This window comes from Paenibacillus koleovorans NBRC 103111 (assembly GCF_004000845.1).
Taxonomy (GTDB): domain Bacteria; phylum Bacillota; class Bacilli; order Paenibacillales; family NBRC-103111; genus Paenibacillus_AA; species Paenibacillus_AA koleovorans.
The window spans coordinates 20,561-39,387 of the sequence record NZ_BIMA01000029.1; the positions used below are offsets into that span (position 1 = coordinate 20,561).

The following is an 18,827-nucleotide window of genomic DNA, read 5'->3' on the forward strand; positions in this document are numbered from 1 at the left end:
CAACTTTCCTGCCGCACCTCCGCTGTAAGTGGGAAAATTCGGACTAGGGCGTGGAGATTACTAGGCGCTAGGAGCCCCGATAGTGCGGTCTTAGTTTGGAGCAGCACCTCCTGCTTCGCCCATCTGAGCCGAGGGGATAGTGGTTTGAGCATTGTGGAATCGCCGACAATATAGGAATAGTCCCTCTGGCTTGTCCTCCCTTTGAAAGTGGCAATGTGCTATAGTAGAACGATATAGCCAGGCCAGACATGCAAAGGGGACATTATCGTGCAATCACATTATAAGAACTTAACCGCAACACAAGAGGCGGAGCAGGCATGGACGACGCTGGAGCAGGCGGAAGGAGTTTTCTTCGACCTGGACGGCTGCGTCTACTTTGGCGAGCGCATCGCCGAGGGGGCGGGCGAGCTGCTCCAGGCGCTGCGCGGCCAAGGTAAGCGTGTCCGCTTCGTCACCAACAACTCGACGGATTCCGGCGAGCAGGTGGCTGCGCGGCTGGCGCGCATGGGGCTCGAGGCGCAGCCCGAGCATATTATGACGGCGACCGAGCTCGTCGGCGTCCATCTGTTCCGGCAGGCGGGGCCGCTGAAGCTGAAGGCGGTGGGCAGCCAGTCGCTTCACGCCGCGCTCGAACGAGCCGGCCACCGGGTGTTGCCGCTGGACAGCAAACAGCGCGTCGACATGGTTGTGTTCGGCCGCGACACGACTTTCAGCTACGCCAAGCTGGCCGCAGTGCTCGAAGAGGCCGAGCGCGGCACGCCGGTGCTGGGCACGAACCTCGACCTGCACCATCCTGGGGTGAAAGGGCGCGTGCCTGAAACCGGCGCGCTATACGCTCCGGTCGAGCTGATCCTCGGCCGCAAGCTTGAGGCGTTCGGCAAACCGGCGCCGCATATGTTTCGGCTCACGATGGAGCAATGCGGCATCGCCCGGCCCGACCTTTGCGTTATGGTCGGCGACAACCTGTACACCGACGTAGCAGGAGGCCGGGCGGCGGGGATGCGGACATTCTGGCTCTACGGCCCGAGCTTGGCGTCGTCATCCGGGTTGCCCGCCGCCGCCGATCCAGCCGCGTCACCTGCATCAGCTCCTGCATCCACCGCCCTAATCGCCGCCCCAGCCGCCGCGATACCTGCCACTACCGCATCAACTGCCTCCGTGTCTGCCGCAACCGGCATCCCGTCTGCCCCAACCGCGGCCCCGGCCATCCCGCGGGACGCCGTCTTGCCGGACCATGCCGTGCGCGACCTGATGGCGCTAGCCTCCACCATAGGCGCGGCAGGTACTTCCGGGATGTGAGGCAGCCGAGCCAAGTGCAGCGCATACCGGAACGGCATGCGGAAGCATTGCTCGAACGCGCCCTGCCCATAGATGCGCCGAATGACGCTGCGCCCCGGCTTGATGTTGACCTCGAGCAGCCAGAGGCGGCCGTCCCGGTCCACCGCGAGATCGATGCCGAGCTCGCACAGACGGATTCCGTAGGACTCTTCGAGGAAGGCGGGGATATGCGCGGCCAGCGCATGCACCCGCTCGACGAGCGCGGCGCCCCGTTCGGAGCCGAACTGGCCCCGCAAATAGCCGGCCAGCTCGCAAGCACGGCCTCCGGTCTTCAAGTTCGACGTGATCCGATTGGGTCGTCCTTCCCGCACCGCGGTACCGGACAGCTGCCATTCGCCGCGGCCGTTCTTCTGCACGAGCGCGCGAATGTCGTACACGAGCCCGGAGTTGCTGCGGATGTCAATCCAGCGTTGCATCAGATGCCGGCCGCGGCCAAGCACATGCCGCACGTACAAGCCGGCGCCGGCCGCCGATCCGAAGCGGCGGCTGGCCCGGTTGTCCTTGGCCGCGAACCGGCCGCCTCCGTGCGACGACAGCCGGATGATGCCGCGGCCGCATTTACCGTTGATCGGCTTCAGCATTACATGCCGATGCTCGTCAACGAATTGCATCACGGCTGTTGCCCGCTCCGCCACTAACGTAGGAAGCAAATGCTCCTTGAGCTCCGACGATTGCAGCAGATGCGATTGGATTTTCCATTTGTTGCCGAGACCGTACCCGATGAAGGGGAGGCTGCGGCAGTTTTTCACCCGCATCGAAGCGGCCGCCCATCGTCCGCCGTCATAGAAGCCGAGATCGATGCTGATCCGCGGAAAGCCGATCATCCGGCGTACCCAGCCCCTTCCGCGGGAGACGTACGCGCTAATGCGGCGCAGCGACAAGCTTACGTCACCCGGCGTGAACACCGCCACCTCGGCGAAACCTTCCGACAGCGCCGCGCGAGTCTGTCTGGAGAAGCGGGAGGGAGAGCCGACATAGTGCGTCATCAGTCCCAACATGCAAGAAGTCGCCATGACCGTCATCACCTGCTTGGATGTGTTGTTCTACCATATGCCATAGCGGTTCGATCGGAAGCGGGCAGCGACCCAAGCAGGACAAAAGCCGGGCTCGTCCAACCCTAGAGTCCGGCTTTCCAACTATTCCACGTATTTATACTTGCCTAAATATTCGAGCCTCACGTGCACTTGAATATCCTCCAACGAATCGGGCTTCAACAACGTTTTTTCACCGTTCGCGGTCAGCTTCATGTACAGCTTCGGGTCTCTTCGATAGACGTAAGGACTAAGCTCCAGCAAGTCCGCATCGCCCTTGACGCCTGCCGAATAAGTAGCGCGAATCTGCTCCTCCGCCACCTTCTCCGCCAAGGAAGTCAATTCGTCCTCTTTGAACGGCCGGTGGAACTCCTTCAACGTAGCGATCAGCTTGACGTCCAGCTTGAATTTCACGGGAGCTTCGCCGTTCAGCGTCACCGACACATCCCGATCCACATGATTGATCGTCAGCACCGCGTCCGCCGCGCCTTTTTCATCGCCGATTATCAAGGAACCGCTTATAGTGCGAGGCTTCGTCCAGCGGAGACCTTCCAGCTGTTTGGCGGAATAGAAGCCAGAGTACTTCTGATCGTGGAAAGCGAAGCCGCCTTCGATTTCCTGCATTTCGTGCATTTCGGAGTCGGTCTTCCAAATGTCAGCAGTCACATCGAGACTCGGAATGAGCGCCAAGCTGCCGGGATTCTGGTAGTTATTCATGAAATCATGCATCCGGATCGGCGGCAGCAATGAATATCGCTCATAGTTATCCAACGGGTTGTGGAGCAGCGTATACATCCGGGACTGCTCGAAAGTAGGCGAAACCGAGAATAACTCGGTGAAGGAGCCTCTCGTGGCGAACACCCAGTTCGTGTATCGCAGCTCGCGGAATCGGTTGAGATCGTCGAATATATTCGCCTGCTTGTCGGATTGGAGCAGCCGTTCCGAGAGCACGATCGCCGAGGTGTGGCCCCAGACGATCTTCTTGGGGGCGGTGCGGTAAATTTCCCCGACGGCCAAATTCAAGGAGCTCCCTCGTCCGATCGCAATCCATGGCAATGCCGGCGCCTCATCGGCAGAGCCTTCGTTCTTGGCCGCGCGCGACAGGTTGGGGAAGGACAAATAGGCGACAAATTTCCCGTTCTCATAATCGATCCCAAGCGCCTTCACATAATCGAGCTGCTCGATCGGATCGGCGTCGAGGCAGCCCGCGGCAAGCAAGAGCGGCAACAGCACAACAAGCCTGGCCCATTGGCGGACGTTCATCCCGACTCACCGCCTCTTGGCTGCTTGTCTTTATCCTTCACATTCAAATATTTAGGACGTGTCTGTCTCTTTTTCCAGGGCCAGTAGAACAAGGAATAGAACGCGTCCGGGAGCCGAAACGGAGACAGCGGAGCCAGAAAAGGCACACCGAACGTTCGGATCGTCGACACATACAGCAAAATGAGAAACACGGACACCAGAAACCCGAACAAGCCGAAGAAGGAGGACACGATCAGGACGAACAGCCGGATCCAAATGGTCCCCACGCCAAGGGCATTGGGCATCAGGACGAACGACGAAGTACTGGACACGCCGGCAACGAGCAAAGTAGCGGGCGATGTGATGCCGGCCCGAATCGCCGCATCCCCTATGATCAAGCCGCCCACGACGGAAAGCATGCTCCCGATTGAGGAAGGCAGCCGATTGCCGGCTTCGATGAACAACTGGAACATGAGCAGCACGAGGATCAGCTCCATAGGCTCGTTGAACGGCGTGCCGTCGCTGGCCACCGAGACGGTGGCGAGCAGCGGGAACGGAATCTGGTCCTGATGAAAGGTCGTGAGCGAGATCCAGAATCCCGGCAGGAACAAGGTAATGAATAGTGCCGTCAACCGAATGAGACTGACAAAGGCTACATGATGGCTTGAGGTATGAACATCTTCCGCAGTCATGAGCAAGTAGGACAAAGTAACAGGTCCCGTGATGGCAACCGGAATGCCATCCATCATCAAAGCGAAGCGGCCCGCAAGCAAGCTCTCGAGCACCATATCGGGCCGGGTCGTCACCCCGAGCGTCGGACCGAGCGTGTAAAGCTTCGGCGACAGCAAACGCTTCAGCTGCTCGGCGCTATAGATTGCGTCGATATCGATTTCCCGCAGCCTCGCGCGAATTTCATCCAAAATCGCATTCGACGTAATGTCGCTCATGTATAGCAGCGAAACTCGGGTCTGCGTCCGTTTTCCTAACAGAAACGGCTCCTGGCGAAACGTGTTCGTGCGAAGCCGCTTCCGGACGAGGGCGAGGTTTGTCGTGATGCTCTCCGTGAATGAGTCACGCGGGCCGGTATTGGACGATTCAGTTGGAGACTCTTCCGTGCTTCGTTGAGGCGGATTGCTCAGATCGGCGCCGTACAAACAATCTTCCTTTTCCAAGTAAACCAGCAGTTTGCCGGAAAACAGGTCATTGATCAAGGTCTGATCACAGGGCGACTGCTCGTAAGGCTCGAATACAATGCCCCCTTCCACCGCATGCCGGAACAGAGACGCATCACCGCTCGCGAACGACGGAAGGAGCAACTGGCTCATCAGCCTCGTATCGCACAAGCCCTGTGCATAGACGAGCAGCAGACTGCCGTGTTTCTTGAACAGAACGTCCTCGCAGCCTTCGAACAATTCCCTGAGTTTCTTCTCGCTAACCATGGGACACCTTCTCCTTCTTGCCGATAAGGGTTACGACTCCTAGTATGACGCCGACCAAGCCGAGAACCGCCATTGTGCCTGGCAAATACAGATGTTTGATAAGCAGGTAGAATCGTTCGTCCGACAGCGGCAGCAGGGTGGCGACGACCAGCAGGATCAACACCGGCAACTGAAACAGGGAAGGACGGATCGTCCGCTTACGGTTCATCAGCTCCTGAATGAGGAAGAGAGCCGTCGAGATGCGTAAATAGGCGCCGGCCATCCATTGATAGATGGAGAGAAAATCAAGACGCTCGACGTTGCGGGTCAAAATGATCAGCTTCCATTCCTCGAAGGCGGGATACCTCAGCTTGGACAGCTCTTGGGGGCCGTATTCGGCGATTCCTCCTGTCACGGGACCGAAGGTCAAACCGAGAAGTATCAGAGCGATGAGGGCCACTTGCCAGAACCGAATGGAATGGGTGAGATAAGGCTGCATAAATAATAAAATCGTCAGCTCGATCAGTCCGCAGCCGCTGACAAGAGCGCCTTGCCAGACGGGTCCCATGCCATATTCCAAGACGGGCAGCAGGCGGAGATAGTCTTTATTAGGCCCGTTGGAGAACGCTACGAAAAAACCGAGTGCGACTATCGCAGGCAGTAAAATGCCGGTCTGAATGGCGATGACGCGTATGCCCTGCACGGCGGTCAAATAGCAAACGAGAAGAAATCCAATGAGCAGAGGGGTTTTCGGCGTCTGCGGCAAATAAGAAGTGATCGCCCAATTCACCGTATCGCGGACTGTAACGGCTGCGGAAACGAATAAATAAAGACAAGCCAGCGAAACGACGATCCACCCGACTACGCCGCCAAGACGAGTAGAAACCCATTCCAGCAGATGCTGCTGCCGGCTTTTTTTCATAATCCAATAGAGCAGCCCCGCCCAAGCGATCACGGGAACCGCGATCAATAGGATGGAAATCCAGGCGTCTCGCCCCGCTACATCCATCAACACGGGGATGATGAACACATGGTTGATCAAGCCGACGGAGGAAAGGATGATCATTGTAATTTGGACGAGACCGATCGATTTATTCATGGGGACACCTGCCTTTTTCCGATAAAGGGATAACTAGCCAATAGTTCCAGTCAAGAAAGTATTACCAGTCTTGAGCACAAATATGTAATAGAGGAGTGGACGGCTGTCGATTTTTTGTCCATATAGCAAAACAGCGGCTGACATCGCCAACCTAAGTTGATATAGTATAGGTATGATACAAGTTTACAATTATAAGGGGGCGCAAGTCGTGCTAACGATCCAATCCGAGACCGACAAACAGGCAGCGAAGGTAGGGCTGGTAACGGCAATTATAGTGGGGGCGGGGCATCGCAGTCTTGTATACGCTTCCTATGCGGAGCAGCATCCCGAAGAGCTGCAAATCGTAGGCGTTGCCGATCCGGATCCGGTTCGCCGCGTGAAGACGGCGGAGAAGTTCGGCATTTCCGAGACGATGCAGTTCGAATCGGTACAAGCGCTGGCGGCAAAAGGGAAAGTGGCCGATGCGATCATCAACGGGACGATGGATGCCCAGCATATCGAGACGACCATTCCGCTTCTGGAGGTGGGGTATGACGTCTTGCTGGAGAAGCCGATCGGGGTCACCCAAGAAGAAGTGCTCCGGCTGCTGGACACCGCGAGAGCACACGGCCGCAAGGTGATGATCTGTCATGTGCTTCGTTTCGCCCCGTTCTATGCGGAAATTCGGCGCCGCGTGCAGGCGGGCGAGATCGGCGATGTCATCAGCATCCAGACGGCGGAAAATGTAAGCTACCACCATATGGCGATGGGCTTCGTGCGCGGCAAATGGAACAATGAATCCAAATGCGGCTCGCCTATGCTTATGTCCAAGTGCTGCCACGACCTCGACATCATCACATGGATGAAGGGCGGAGTGAAGCCGGTGTCCGTCAGCAGTCTCGGCGGCTTGTCGTACTTCCGGCCGGAGCGGGCCCCTGAGGGGGCGGGAACTCGTTGCCTCGATTGCGCAATTGAGAGCGACTGCGACTATTCGGCCAAGAAGCATTACTTGGAACAGCAGCTGTGGGGTCCGTATGTATGGGTCCATTCGTTTCTCGGCGTCACCCCGACGGAGGAGGAAAAAATGGAGTCGCTGCTTAAGAGCAACCCATACGGCCAATGCGTATGGCATTGCGACAACGATGTCGTCGACCATCAGTCTGTGCTGATCGAGTTCGAGGACGGCTCAACCGCGACGCATGTAATGACCGGCGGCACTTCGCGCCCTTGCCGGCGCATCCATATCCACGGGACGAAAGGCGAAATTGAAGGCGTGACGGAGGAGGGAAGCTTCATCGTGCGTCATCCCGATCCGCGACATGGCCATGAATACAGCGAGGAAAAAGTCGTACTGAACGTCTCGAACGATATGCATGGCGGCGGGGACCTTAGATTGGTTGCCGATTTCGTGAGAGTGCTGCGAGGCGAGGCGCCTTCATTGTCCACAACTTCATTGGAAGATTCCATTTACGGGCATCTGATCGGCTTCAATGCGGATGTCGCGCTGCACGAGAAGCGGGTAGTCGAGCTTCCTCAGCTGTAAGCGATAGGAGGGACGGACACATGTCGTCATATACGTTTCAGCCAGGGAGTCGTGAGTTTTTTGAGTTGATCCAGACGTTTCCTCAGGATCGGCAGGAATTGTACTATATGTCGCCGAGCGCCGTTTATCCCCTGACGGCCGATCAGCTCGAGACGATCGCTTCCGCCAGGCTGCATCCTACGGTCATCCTGAATGAAGCCGGGGAGCCTGTCGGGTATGCGAATCTGTACGGCTATGAGCCGGAGAAGCACGTCTGGCTTGGCAATCTGATCGTCCATCCCGACTATCGGGGAAAAGGGGCGGCGTCGGCGCTGCTTCGAGAGATGCTGCGGATCGCCCGGGAGGAGCTGCAAGTCCCTAGCTTGCAGCTGATCGTCCATAATCTCAACTTGACGGGGATATTGTTTTACCATAAGCTCGGATTCAAGCCCTACGAATTCGATCCCAAGGTCAATTACAACGGAGATGCGCTGGTCGGCATCAAGCTGGTGAGGGGAACGGAGCGTCAGGACGAATCGGACAAGGCTCGTTAATCGTAACGGGTTGAAATCCGTCTGACCTGAGGAGGAACTGGAGATGAGCTTGAAAATTGTATCGATCGGCTGCGGCCGGCATGCGGAGACGGTGCACGGGCCTTCGTGGAGCAAGGCGCAGCGTGAGCGCGATGATATCGTGTTGGCAGCTTGCTGCGACATTCACGAGGAGACGGCGGCGCGGTATCGGGAGAAGTTCGGTTATTTGCGGCACTACACCGACATCGAGACGATGCTGGATGCCGAACGGCCGGATGCCGTCAGCCTCGTAGTGCCGGTCCAGCTGACGAAGCGGCTCGCAGTAAACATCATGGAGCGGGGAATACCGATCATCATGGAAAAGCCGCCTGGACTGGATCGCTTGGAAACGCTGGAGCTGTTCGAAACGGCCGAGCGGACCGGCGTGGCGAACCGCGTAGCCTTCAATCGGCGGTTTGCACCGTTGACACGGCGGCTGAAGCGACTGCTCGCGGAGTCGGTTGCACCTGGCGATCTGCACAGTATCGTAGGAGAGATGTACCGGGTTAACCGGTTGGACGAAGACTTCTCCACAACTGCGATTCATGTGATCGATTCGGTTCGATTTATCGCCGGACAAGACTATCGCAGGTTGCGCTTCGATTATAAAGAGCTGCCGCAGCTCGGTCGGAACGTCGCTCATTTCCGGATGGACGGCGAATTTGAGAACGGGGTCAAAGCGTTGCTGCACTTCAATCCCGTATCCGGCCAATTGGTAGAGCGCGTAACGGTCCATGCGCATAACCAGCTGTTCGTGCTGGAGCTGCCGATGTCCGGCAACGACGAGCACGGCGGCACGCTTCAGCATTTCGTCAAAGGTCAGCTTGCGGGCTATTGGCGGGGCAAGGACGAGGGAGACGGGACGGAGTGGTTCGAAACATTCGGCATGTACGATGAGAACGTGTCTTTCGTAGACGGGCTGCTCGCCGGCGGTCGAGGGTTGGAGGACGGTTCGGTGGCGACCGCGCTGCAATCCGTCGATGTGGCGGACTGCGTGCGGAGAAGGGTCGAGACGTACACGAACGGATAAGCTTGCGTCAAATAAGTTGGGCAGCAGTCGGTGTAGACGGCAAAGGGAGATGGGTGTAAATGGCGGACGGCAGGAGCGGGATCGGCGAGTGGGGCTTGCGGGATGTGGAAGGAATCCATGCCGGCTCCATCGTCTACCCGCCCAAGGGGACATATGGACCTAGGGTTCAGAACGGCGTGCAGCTCGTCACGCTGCACAGCGGATCGCTGGAGCTGCTGCTGGAAGGCGAGCTGCATGCGATTTCCCCTGGCAGTACGGTGCTGCTGCTTCCCGGGCGACAGGAGCACTTCCTGTTCTCCCGGTCCGAAGACAGCTGGCATCGGTGGATCTCGGTGCTGCCGGCTGGCGTAGTCCCTGAACCGGTTATCGAGACGCTTAGCCGTCTCCCGCTTGCGCTCCCTTTGTCCGAATCGATGAACAAACTGATCGACATCGCGCTGGCAATGACCGATACGGCTCACTCGGATCGGGATGTGCTGAAGCAGCTCGGTCTTGCGGCGTTACTGTTATATGAGGCGGAGACGCAACAGGAGGCGGAGCGGAACCGGGTGCACCGGGCGGTAATGCTGGCCAAGTGCGATATTCGCTTCCGTTTCATGGAGCCGTTGACGCTGGGAGAGCTGGCGAGTGTAGCTGGCGTGACGCCGGAGCATTTGATTCGGTTGTTCCAGCAGTACGAGCGTACGACGCCGGTCAAATATTTGTGGAAGGTGCGGCTTGAGCGCGCCGTCGATCTGTTGGCTACGACAGGCCTCAGCATCGGCGAGATCGCCGACCGGACCGGGTTCAAGAATACGCATCATTTCTCCCGCATGTTCAAGCAGGCGACCGGCCGGACGCCGAAGGAGCATCGCCGGGCTAGAGGGTGACGCGGTCCTTGTACAAGAAGGCGGAGATAGCGTAGTAGGCGGCGCCAAGCACGGCGGAATGCATCTTCAGCGAGGCGAAGCGGATCTCCAGCCCTTCCCGGTGGTAGGGCAGCGACCTCTGCCGGACGACGCGCTGAACCGGATTGCGCAGCCAAGCTTCCGCCCCTACCATTTGCCCGCCGATCAGAATCAATCCCGGATTGAAAGAGTTGATGATATTGGCGATGCCGATACCGAGATATTCTCCGGTCTGGCGGAATAGCTGCAGCGCTTCCGGCGCGCCGGCTTCCGCCCGTTCTACCAACTGATCGAAGCTGTCGATGCCCATGCTGGCCGCTTGCTCGAGCAGCGCTCCCTCCGAGGCGTACAGCTCGAGACAGCCGCGATTGCCGCAGCTGCATCGCCGACCGTTCACTTCGATCGATGTATGGCCGATTTCCCCCGAGAACCCCGATGCTCCGCGGAATAACCTCCCTCCAAGGATGATCCCTGAACCTACCCCTGTACTAACGCTTAGATAGATGAGATCGTCGCTCGTTTGACCGGCTCCGTATTGCTTCTCGCCCAGCGCTCCCACATTCGCTTCATTGTCGATCGTAACCGGCAGGCCGAACTCCTGCTCCAGCTTGATCTTCAGCGGGAACGACTCCCATTGCAGATTGGGGGCGAACAAAATGGTTCCGGATGCGTCTACGATGCCAGGCACTCCGATGCCGATGCCGATGATGCCGTAGGGACTCTGAGGCGCGCGATCGAGCAAAGCGCGCACCTGCTGGACGAGCCGCTCGAACACTTCGTCGGGCTGTTTCACGTCGAGCGGCAGCCGCTGCTCTGCGACGATATGCCCTTCCAGGTCGGTCAGCACGGTCAGGATGAACGTGACGCCGAGCTCGATGCCGACGGCGTAGCCGGCCGTCTTGTGGAAGTGCAGCATGACCGGCTTGCGGCCGCCGCTCGATTGGCCGAGACCGATCTCGTACACGAGATGGTCGCCGATCAGCTCGCCCACGAGCGCCGACACGGTGCCTTTGTTGAGCCCGGTCAGCTCGGATACTTGGGCGCGAGACAGCGGACTTTCCGTCCGTATTTTTTCCAGCACGATGGATTTGTTTATTTTTTTGACGAGAAATTGATCCCCGGTAGTTTGCACAGTTCTGCACTCCTTCTGGCAACGACGGCATTCGACACTTTGTTTATCCGTTGACGATTATTCTATATATAGTTTAGAACAGTTTGCGCGGAATCACAATCTTTCTCCGGAAACTTAGTTTGTCGGATGTACAAAGTCGGAGCGGTTTGCTATGATGAAAAAGTAGAGACAGGTTAAAGATTCCCTTCCAGGAGGATTGGTTATGAGTTATTTTCCAAGTATCGGCACTATCGCATATGAAGGCAGCCGAACGTCGAATCCATTCGCCTTCCAGCATTACAACCCGGAGCAGATCGTGGCTGGCAAACGGATGGACGAGCATCTGCGTTTTTCGCTCGCTTACTGGCATGCGCTGACCGGTGGAGGCTCCGATCCGTTCGGCAGCGCAACGGCCGTTCGACCGTGGGACCGTTTCAGCGGGATGGATTTGGCCAAGGCTCGCGTCGAATCCGCGTTCGAGTTGATGACGAAGCTGGGTATCCGCTATTATTGTTTCCATGATCGGGATATTGCGCCGGAGGGCAGCACACTGCAGGAGACGAATCGCAATCTCGACGTCATTGTAGAGTTGCTGGAGCAGCACATGAAGTCGACGGGCATCAAGCTGCTGTGGAACACCGCTTGCCTGTTCACGCATCCCCGGTTCATGCACGGAGCCGGCACGACCAGCAATGCCGATGTATACGCTTACTCCGCGGCCCAGCTGAAGAAAAGCCTGGAAGTAGGCAAACGGCTCGGCGCCGACAACTATGTGTTCTGGGGCGGCCGCGAAGGGTACGAGACGCTGCTCAATACTGACATGAAGCTGGAGCTGGACAATCTCGCATTCCTGTACCGGATGGCGATCGACTATGCGCAAGAAATCGGCTTTGACGCGCAATTCCTGATCGAGCCGAAGCCGAAGGAGCCGACGAAGCATCAGTACGATTTCGATGCGGCGACGACGATAGCGTTCCTGCAAACTTACGGGCTGCAAGAGCATTTCAAGCTGAACCTGGAGGCGAACCACGCGACGCTGGCGGGCCACACGTTCGAGCATGAGCTGCGCGTTGCCCGTCACCAAGGGATGCTCGGCTCGCTGGATGCGAATCAGGGCGATTTGCTGATCGGCTGGGATACCGACGAGTTCCCGACCGATCTGTATACGACGACGCTGACAATGTACGAGGTGCTGAAAAACGACGGCTTGGGCCGCGGCGGCATTAACTTCGACGCCAAAGTGCGCCGGGCTTCGTTCGAGCCGGAGGATTTGTTCCTGGCGCATATCGCCGGTATGGACGCTTATGCGAAAGGGCTCAAGGTGGCGGCGCGCCTGATCGAGGACCGCGTGCTGGACGATGCCGTCGATCGCCGCTACGCTACGTTCCGCGAGGGCATTGGCGCGGATATTACAGGCCGGCGCACGACGCTTGCCAGTCTGGAGCAGTATGCGCTTGAGAATCGTCCGATCGTGAACGTCTCCGGCCGTCAAGAGCGGTTGAAGTCGGTGCTAAATCAGTATTTGCTGGAGGAATAGGCATTAAGCTCGGGATGGCTGTATTTCTGGGCTGTATCGCAAGGCGAAAGGGAATAGGGAGGAACGGGTCGGATGAAATACGTCATTGGCGTTGATTTGGGGACGAGCGCGGTCAAGGTGCTGCTCGTCGATCCGGCCGGCACCGTGCGGGCGGAGGCTTCGGAGCCTTATCCGCTGCTGCAGCCGCAGTCGGGTTATAGCGAGCAGAACCCCGAGGATTGGGTGACCGGGACGTTCGCTGCCCTGCGGCGGTTGTTATCGGAGAGCGGCGTGCCGGCGGCTTCGGTGGAGGGGCTTAGCTTCTCCGGCCAAATGCATGGGCTCGTGTTGCTCGACGAGGAGCGCCGCGTGCTGCGGAACGCGATCCTGTGGAATGACACGCGCACGACGGCCGAATGCCGCGAGATCGAGGCGGCGCTTGGCGACGAGCTGCTGGCGATTGCGAAGAACCGCGCGCTCGAAGGGTTCACCCTGCCGAAGCTGCTGTGGGTGAAGAAGCATGAGCCGGAGCTGTACCGGCAGGCGGACGTGTTCCTGCTGCCGAAGGATTACTTGCGCTACCGGTTGACCGGCGAGCTCGCGCTTGACTTGTCCGACGCGGCTGGCACGCTGCTGCTCGATGTCGCCGGCGCGCGCTGGAGCGGGCGGATCTGCGCCGCGGTCGGCGTCGATCCGGCGCTGTGCCCGCCGCTCGTCGCGCCGACGGCTCAGACCGGCGCGCTGCTCGCGGACGCCGCGTCGGCGGCCGGTCTCGCGGCCGGCACGCGCGTGTTCGCCGGCGGTGCCGACAACGCTTGCGGCGCGATCGGCGCGGGCATCTTGTCCGCGGGCGAGTCGCTCGTCAGCGTCGGCACTTCGGGCGTCGTCCTCGCGTACGAGGCCGACGGAGGGACGGCGGACTATGGCGGCCGCCTGCATCTGTTCAACCACGGCAAGCCGGACGCGTATTACGCGATGGGGGTCACCCTCGCGGCGGGCTACAGCTTGCAGTGGTTCAAGGAGACGGTCGCGCCGGATATCGGCTTCGACCGGCTGCTGGCGCCGGCGGCCGATGTGCCGGCCGGCGCAGGGGGGCTGCTGTTCACCCCGTACCTCGTGGGGGAACGCACGCCTCATGCCGATGCGAATATCCGGGCCAGCTTCATCGGGCTGGACGGCTCTCATCGGCTGCCGCATATGACCCGCGCGGTGCTCGAGGGTATCACCTTCTCCCTGCGGGAGTCGGTGGACATCCTGCGCGCGGCGGGCTGCGCGATCACCTCGCTCGTCTCGATCGGCGGCGGCGCGAAGAATGAGATGTGGCTGCAGATGCAGGCCGATATCTTCGATGCCGACATCGTCAAGCTCGAGAGCGAGCAAGGCCCCGGCATGGGGGCTGCGATGTTAGCAGCCGTCGGCTGCGGGTGGTTCGCGTCGCTGGAGGAATGCGCCGGCGTGTTCTTGAAGCGCGTGGCGGTGTATCGTCCACAGGCGGAGGAAGTGGAGACGTATGCGAGGCTGTACGAGGTGTACAAGCGGGTGTACGAGCAGACGCGTGAAATGAACGAAGCGCTGGCGCCTTTCCGGGCAGGGTTGGGCAGCTAGTTGTGCAACCAGTAAGGCGGCTACTTTCATTTAGGAGGGGTATGGAATGGAGCAGCAGCAAGTGAGAATCGGCATGATCGGCTATAAATTTATGGGCAAGGCGCATAGCCATGCCTATCGCGATTTGCCTATGTTTTTCCCTAACACGGCGGTGCCGGTTATGAAGGCGATCTGCGGCCGCAATGAAGAGGGCGTCCGTCAGGCGGCTCGGCAGTTCGGCTGGGAGGAGGCCGTCGTCGATTGGCGGGAGCTCGTCGAGCGGGACGATATCGACGTCGTCGACATCAATGCGCCGAGCGACGCGCATCATGCGATTGCGCTGGCAGCTGCGCGTGCCGGCAAACATCTGTTCTGCGAGAAGCCGCTCGCGCTGACGCTGGCGGATTCCCGCGAGATGCTGCAGGCGGCGGAGTCGGCTGGCGTGAAGCATATGGTCGGCTTCAACTACCGGTTCGCCCCGGCGGTGCAGCTCGCGAAGAAGCTAGTCGAAGAAGGCCGTTTGGGGCGCATTTTCCACTTCCGCGCCTGGTTCCTGCAGGACTGGATCGTCGATCCCGAGTTCCCGCTCGTCTGGCGGCTGCAGAAGGAGATCGCGGGCTCCGGCGCTCACGGCGATCTCGGCGCCCACCTGATCGACCTGGCGCATTTCCTCGTCGGCGACATGACCGAAGTCGTAGGCATGAGCGACACGTTTATCAAGGAGCGGCCGCTGCCCAGCTCGATGACCGGGCTCAGCGCCAAAGGCTCGAGCGACGGGCCGCGCGGCGAAGTGACGGTGGATGACGCCACCTTGTTCCTCGCGCGGTTCGCGAGCGGTGCGCTTGGCAGCTTCGAGGCGACCCGCTTCGCGTCCGGCCATCGCTGCACGAACTCGTTTGAGATCAACGGCAGCAAGGGCAGCGTGAAGTTCGACTTCGAGCGGATGAACGAGCTGCAGGTGTACTTCACGGACGACGCTGCGGACGTGCAAGGGTTCCGCCGCGTGCTGGCGACCGACCCGGCGCATGCGTACGCGGACGCGTGGTGGCCGCCGGGCCATACGATCGGCTATGAGCACACCTTCATCCACGAAGTGGTGGAGCTCATGGACGCGATCCGCGAGGACCGGCAGCCGGTGCCGAACTTCCGCGACGGCGTGAAATGCCAGCAGGTGCTGGAGGCGGTCGAGCTGTCGGTGGCGGAGAAGCGCTGGGTGAACGTGAACGAGCTGTAAGGCGGTTTAGGAACAACCCCTCCTGCTGAGCCGGTGATTTTCGGTTCGGCGGAGGGATTTTTAGTTGAGCGAGAATGTGGTGATTTGGGATCGAGGTCCACATGACGGGTGGAACGGTCGGCTGGGTGCGATATCTATCTTCCTGCGGACTCCACGATCCCCGCACTCCCCAGCCTCCGCAAATACTCCTTCGGCGTACAGCCGTTGAACCGCTTGAACATCTCGTAGAAATGCGCCATGTTCGCGATGCCGACCGCCGCGGCGATGTCCGTCACGCTTCTGTCGCTCGTCACGAGCAGCCGTTCGGCCGTATGAATGCGCCTCCGGTTGATGTAATCGGTGAACGAGGCGCCCATCGCCCGCTTGAAGTATTTCGAGAAATACGAGTAGCTCATCCCCGCCAGCCGGCTCACCTGCTCCATCTCGATTTTGTCCGCCAGATGCTCGTCGACATAGTCCATCACCCGCTTCATCAGCTCGCCGTCGCTCCATTCATGCGCCTGCAGCAGCCCCTTGCGATCCGCGCGCAGCAGCGTCAGCAGCAGATGTTTGATGTGCATGCTCGCCGCGATCTCGTAGCCCTTGGGCCGCAGCGTAATTTCGTCGTGGATGGCCAGAATGATGCGCTCGACCTGCCGTTTGACCTCTACATTTTCCACGAAAATATAGTTGAGCGCCTCCAGCGGCTCGTAAATTTCCGAGAAATGCCGGTAATACATCAGCATCGCGGGATCGAAATACGGCTGAAGGTCGAAATGAAGCACGACAAACGCCAGCTCGTCATCCCCCACCTTGTGCCCCCGATGCAGCTGCGAGGAACCGACGACGACCACATCGCCCGGCTCCAGCCGATAGACGCGGTTTACGGTATGAATCTCATGGGTTCCCTGCCGCACGAGTACGAACTCGATTTCCTTATGATAATGCCACTGGGCCCGATCCCGCATTTTCACTTCCGGGGCGCTCACGCGAAACTCCATTACCTTGATGCAGAGCTGCGGATTTTGATAATAAATCGGCTCCTGGAACACGTCAAACTCCATCCGGAATCCACCTCCGACAGGCTAGAGCAAAATTGGATACAAACGGGACAAAAGCCGGCATAGCCGAAGCCGCCGTATCCTTGTATTGTTGGCACTAGAGCTATTATATCCTGTAGGTGCCGTCTAAAAAAGGAGAGAATGCCGGATGAGAGTAGCAGTGTTGGGCTGCGGAGGAATGGGAAGAGTTCATGCGGGCGCTTATGCCGAAATGCCGGGCGTCGAGTTGGTGGGAGTATGCGACCTCTATCCAGGGGCGGCGGAAAATGTCGGCGCGATATACGGTGTGCCTGCATTCGCCTCATACGAGGAGCTGCTGGATCGTGTGAAGCCGGAGGCGGTCAGCATTACGTTGCCTAGTGAATTGCATAAGGAGTATGCGATCCGTACGGCGGAAGCGGGAGTTCATGTAATTAGCGAGAAGCCGATTGCTTTGACGCTCGAGGATGCGCAAGCGGTGATCGACAGCTGTGAGCGGAATGGGGTGCAGCTGTTCGTCGGGCATGTGGTCCGTTTTTTCCCGGAGTATGTCCAGATGAAGGAGAAAATCGCCTCCGGCCAGTTGGGACGAGTGGGGACGGCGAATTTACGGCGGATCGGCGGCCACCCGGGCGAAGCAAAGCCTTGGTTCAAGGACGAGTCGAAGAGCGGCGGCGTGATCGTCGACCTGATGATCCACGATATCGATTTTGTCCGTTGGGCGCTTGGCGAGGTGAAGTCGGTGTATTGCACGCGTCGAGTTGACGATCATGTGGACTATGCGCTGGTGACGCTCGTGTTCGAAAGCGGAGCGGTGGCCAATGTAGAGGCTTACTGGGGGTATCCGGGGCCTTTCCGGACAGCGGCCGAGTTTGCCGGGTCGAAGGGGTTGATTCGAGGCGATAGCGGCAAGACATCATCGTTGCAAGTGTACAAGGAGGTACAGGCCGAGGACGGCGAGAAAAAGGTGGCGGTCCCGAGCAGTCCGGGCGTCAACAGCCCGTTTTACTTGGAGCTTCAGCATTTCATCGAATGCATCCGTGACGGGAAAGAGCCGAGAGTAACCGCTTGGGACGCTTACAAGGCGCTTGAAATCGCCAACGCAGCGCGGCTGTCCGCCGAAACCGGGGAAGCGGTCATTTTGTCGAACCAAGGGAGGGCATCAAACCAATGACCACGGCCAAATTAAAGATAGGGTTGATCAGCTTCGCCCACGGACATGCGTTCTCTTATGTGAACTCGCTCTCCAAAATGCCTGAAGCGGAAATCGCGGGCATCGCCGACGAAGTGAAAAGCCGCGTGGAGGGCGTTGTTCAGCAGCTGGGTACGGTTTACTACGCGGACTATCGGGACTTGTTGCGTACGGATATCGATGCGGTCATCATTTGTTCGGAAAATGTGCATCATGCGCAGCTGACGATCGACGCCGCTCAAGCGGGCAAACATGTGCTCGTCGAAAAACCTCTCGGTCTCTCCGTGGAGGAAATGGAGCGGATGGTCGCAGCATGCGAGGAGAACGGCGTGCAGCTTATGACAGCGTTTCCTTGCCGGTATTTGACGGCGGTCGTGCAGGCGAAAGAAGCGGTTGACCGCGGCGAGATCGGGGACATCATTGCGATCCGTGGGACGAACCGTGGCTCGTTCCCTGGCGGCTGGTTCGTCGATCCGGCTTTATCCGGCGGCGGCGCGTTGCTTGACCATACGGTGCATGTGATGGACCTGATGAATTGGTTTATCGGGTCGCGGGTATCCGAGGTGTTCGCCCATGCCGCTACGATGTTCCAAGAAGGGGCGGCGGTGGACGATACAGGGATGATTCACGTCAAATTCGAGAACGGCGCGTTCGGCACGATCGATACGAGCTGGTCGCGGCCGAAATCGTTCCCGACTTGGGGCGACGTGACGATGGAGATCGTGGGTACGCGCGGGCATATTGCCGTCGATGCTTTCGCCCAGAGCAACGAGTGGTACTCGAACGAAGCAGGCAAAGGGGTGTACAGCTTCTGGGGCGACAACATGGACGAAGGGCTGGTCAAAGGGTTCGTCCAGGCCTTGCTCCAAGGCACGCCGGTGCCGGTCAGCGGAGTCGACGGGCTGCGCTCCTCGGAGGTGGCGCTGGCGGGATATCGCTCCGTACAAACCGGCCAGCCGGTCAAGCTGCTGTAGTACCATGCAGCTCCTTGGCAGCTCTATGGAGCGTTATGCAGCACTAAGCAGCTCTAGCGGCAGACGCTTGTCTTGCCTT

The 18,827-nt window shown here is 59.1% G+C and carries 15 protein-coding genes and 1 pseudogene; 10 read left to right on the top strand and 6 right to left on the bottom strand.

The features are described from left to right. The first annotated feature begins 267 nt into the window (after nucleotides 1–267). Complete coding sequence (locus PKO02S_RS33210) at nucleotides 268–1,299, top strand: HAD-IIA family hydrolase (RefSeq protein WP_164821412.1); 1,032 nt, start codon at nucleotides 268–270, stop codon at nucleotides 1,297–1,299. Nucleotides 1,300–1,322: 23 nt separating this feature from the next. On the opposite strand, the pseudogene PKO02S_RS12085 reads toward PKO02S_RS33210, so the two are convergent. The 4 genes and pseudogenes from PKO02S_RS12085 to PKO02S_RS12100 form a co-directional block, all read right to left on the bottom strand. Further along, nucleotides 1,323–2,360 (bottom strand): annotated as a pseudogene (locus tag PKO02S_RS12085) (YheC/YheD family endospore coat-associated protein); the annotation flags it as partial. Between the two features lie 114 nt (nucleotides 2,361–2,474). Then, the gene (locus PKO02S_RS12090) at nucleotides 2,475–3,632 is read right to left on the bottom strand and encodes a Ger(x)C family spore germination protein (RefSeq protein WP_127583047.1); all 1,158 of its coding nucleotides are present in this window, start codon (nucleotides 3,630–3,632) and stop codon (nucleotides 2,475–2,477) included. Further along, on the bottom strand, nucleotides 3,629–5,050 hold the full coding sequence (locus PKO02S_RS12095) for a spore germination protein (protein WP_127583049.1): 1,422 nt from the start codon (nucleotides 5,048–5,050) through the stop codon (nucleotides 3,629–3,631). Before PKO02S_RS12095 ends, PKO02S_RS12090 begins: the two co-directional genes overlap by 4 nt. Further along, nucleotides 5,043–6,128, bottom strand: coding sequence for a GerAB/ArcD/ProY family transporter (locus PKO02S_RS12100; protein WP_127583051.1), 1,086 nt, complete (start codon nucleotides 6,126–6,128; stop codon nucleotides 5,043–5,045). The genes PKO02S_RS12095 and PKO02S_RS12100 overlap by 8 nt, the downstream gene beginning before the upstream one ends. A 208-nt stretch (nucleotides 6,129–6,336) precedes the next feature. On the opposite strand from PKO02S_RS12100, the gene PKO02S_RS12105 reads away from it, so the two are divergent. Genes PKO02S_RS12105 through PKO02S_RS12120 form a run of 4 tightly spaced genes read left to right on the top strand, consistent with a single transcriptional unit; the run spans nucleotide 6,337 to nucleotide 10,100 of the window. After that, nucleotides 6,337–7,650, top strand: a complete 1,314-nt coding sequence (locus PKO02S_RS12105; RefSeq protein ID WP_246066946.1) for a Gfo/Idh/MocA family protein — start codon at nucleotides 6,337–6,339, stop codon at nucleotides 7,648–7,650. A gap of 20 nt (nucleotides 7,651–7,670) precedes the next feature. Next, the gene (locus PKO02S_RS12110) at nucleotides 7,671–8,183 is read left to right on the top strand and encodes a GNAT family N-acetyltransferase (RefSeq protein WP_127583055.1); all 513 of its coding nucleotides are present in this window, start codon (nucleotides 7,671–7,673) and stop codon (nucleotides 8,181–8,183) included. Nucleotides 8,184–8,226: 43 nt separating this feature from the next. Continuing rightward, the gene (locus PKO02S_RS12115) at nucleotides 8,227–9,231 is read left to right on the top strand and encodes a Gfo/Idh/MocA family protein (RefSeq protein ID WP_127583057.1); all 1,005 of its coding nucleotides are present in this window, start codon (nucleotides 8,227–8,229) and stop codon (nucleotides 9,229–9,231) included. Between the two features lie 59 nt (nucleotides 9,232–9,290). Further along, a complete protein-coding gene (locus tag PKO02S_RS12120) occupies nucleotides 9,291–10,100 on the top strand; it encodes a helix-turn-helix domain-containing protein (protein WP_127583059.1) in 810 nt (269 codons plus the stop codon). Here PKO02S_RS12120 and PKO02S_RS12125 read toward each other — a convergent pair. After that, on the bottom strand, nucleotides 10,090–11,250 hold the full coding sequence (locus tag PKO02S_RS12125) for an ROK family protein (protein WP_127583061.1): 1,161 nt from the start codon (nucleotides 11,248–11,250) through the stop codon (nucleotides 10,090–10,092). The two genes, PKO02S_RS12120 and PKO02S_RS12125, sit on opposite strands and share 11 nt — an antisense overlap. 202 nt (nucleotides 11,251–11,452) lie before the next feature. Between PKO02S_RS12125 and xylA the strand changes: the two genes are divergently transcribed. The 3 genes from xylA to PKO02S_RS12140 all read left to right on the top strand — a co-directional run bounded on the left by xylA (nucleotide 11,453) and on the right by PKO02S_RS12140 (nucleotide 15,563). Next, nucleotides 11,453–12,766 carry a xylose isomerase gene (gene xylA / locus PKO02S_RS12130; protein WP_127583063.1) on the top strand — a complete coding sequence of 438 codons (1,314 nt, stop codon included), beginning with the start codon at nucleotides 11,453–11,455 and terminating at the stop codon, nucleotides 12,764–12,766. A gap of 72 nt (nucleotides 12,767–12,838) precedes the next feature. Next, nucleotides 12,839–14,350, top strand: coding sequence for a xylulokinase (gene xylB, locus PKO02S_RS12135; RefSeq protein WP_127583065.1), 1,512 nt, complete (start codon nucleotides 12,839–12,841; stop codon nucleotides 14,348–14,350). A gap of 46 nt (nucleotides 14,351–14,396) precedes the next feature. Beyond that, the gene (locus tag PKO02S_RS12140; protein ID WP_127583067.1) at nucleotides 14,397–15,563 is read left to right on the top strand and encodes a Gfo/Idh/MocA family protein; all 1,167 of its coding nucleotides are present in this window, start codon (nucleotides 14,397–14,399) and stop codon (nucleotides 15,561–15,563) included. 134 nt (nucleotides 15,564–15,697) lie between these two features. Here the strand turns inward: PKO02S_RS12140 and PKO02S_RS12145 are convergent, their stop codons facing one another. Then, on the bottom strand, nucleotides 15,698–16,606 hold the full coding sequence (locus PKO02S_RS12145) for a helix-turn-helix transcriptional regulator (RefSeq protein ID WP_127583069.1): 909 nt from the start codon (nucleotides 16,604–16,606) through the stop codon (nucleotides 15,698–15,700). A 145-nt stretch (nucleotides 16,607–16,751) separates the two neighbouring features. Here PKO02S_RS12145 and PKO02S_RS12150 point away from each other — a divergent pair, with 145 nt between their 5' ends. Both PKO02S_RS12150 and PKO02S_RS12155 read left to right on the top strand, forming a co-directional pair. Further along, nucleotides 16,752–17,756 (top strand): Gfo/Idh/MocA family protein, encoded by a 1,005-nt coding sequence (locus tag PKO02S_RS12150; protein WP_127583071.1) that lies wholly within the window; start codon nucleotides 16,752–16,754, stop codon nucleotides 17,754–17,756. Next, nucleotides 17,753–18,748, top strand: coding sequence for a Gfo/Idh/MocA family protein (locus tag PKO02S_RS12155; protein ID WP_127583073.1), 996 nt, complete (start codon nucleotides 17,753–17,755; stop codon nucleotides 18,746–18,748). The genes PKO02S_RS12150 and PKO02S_RS12155 overlap by 4 nt, the downstream gene beginning before the upstream one ends. Nucleotides 18,749–18,827 lie beyond the last annotated feature (79 nt).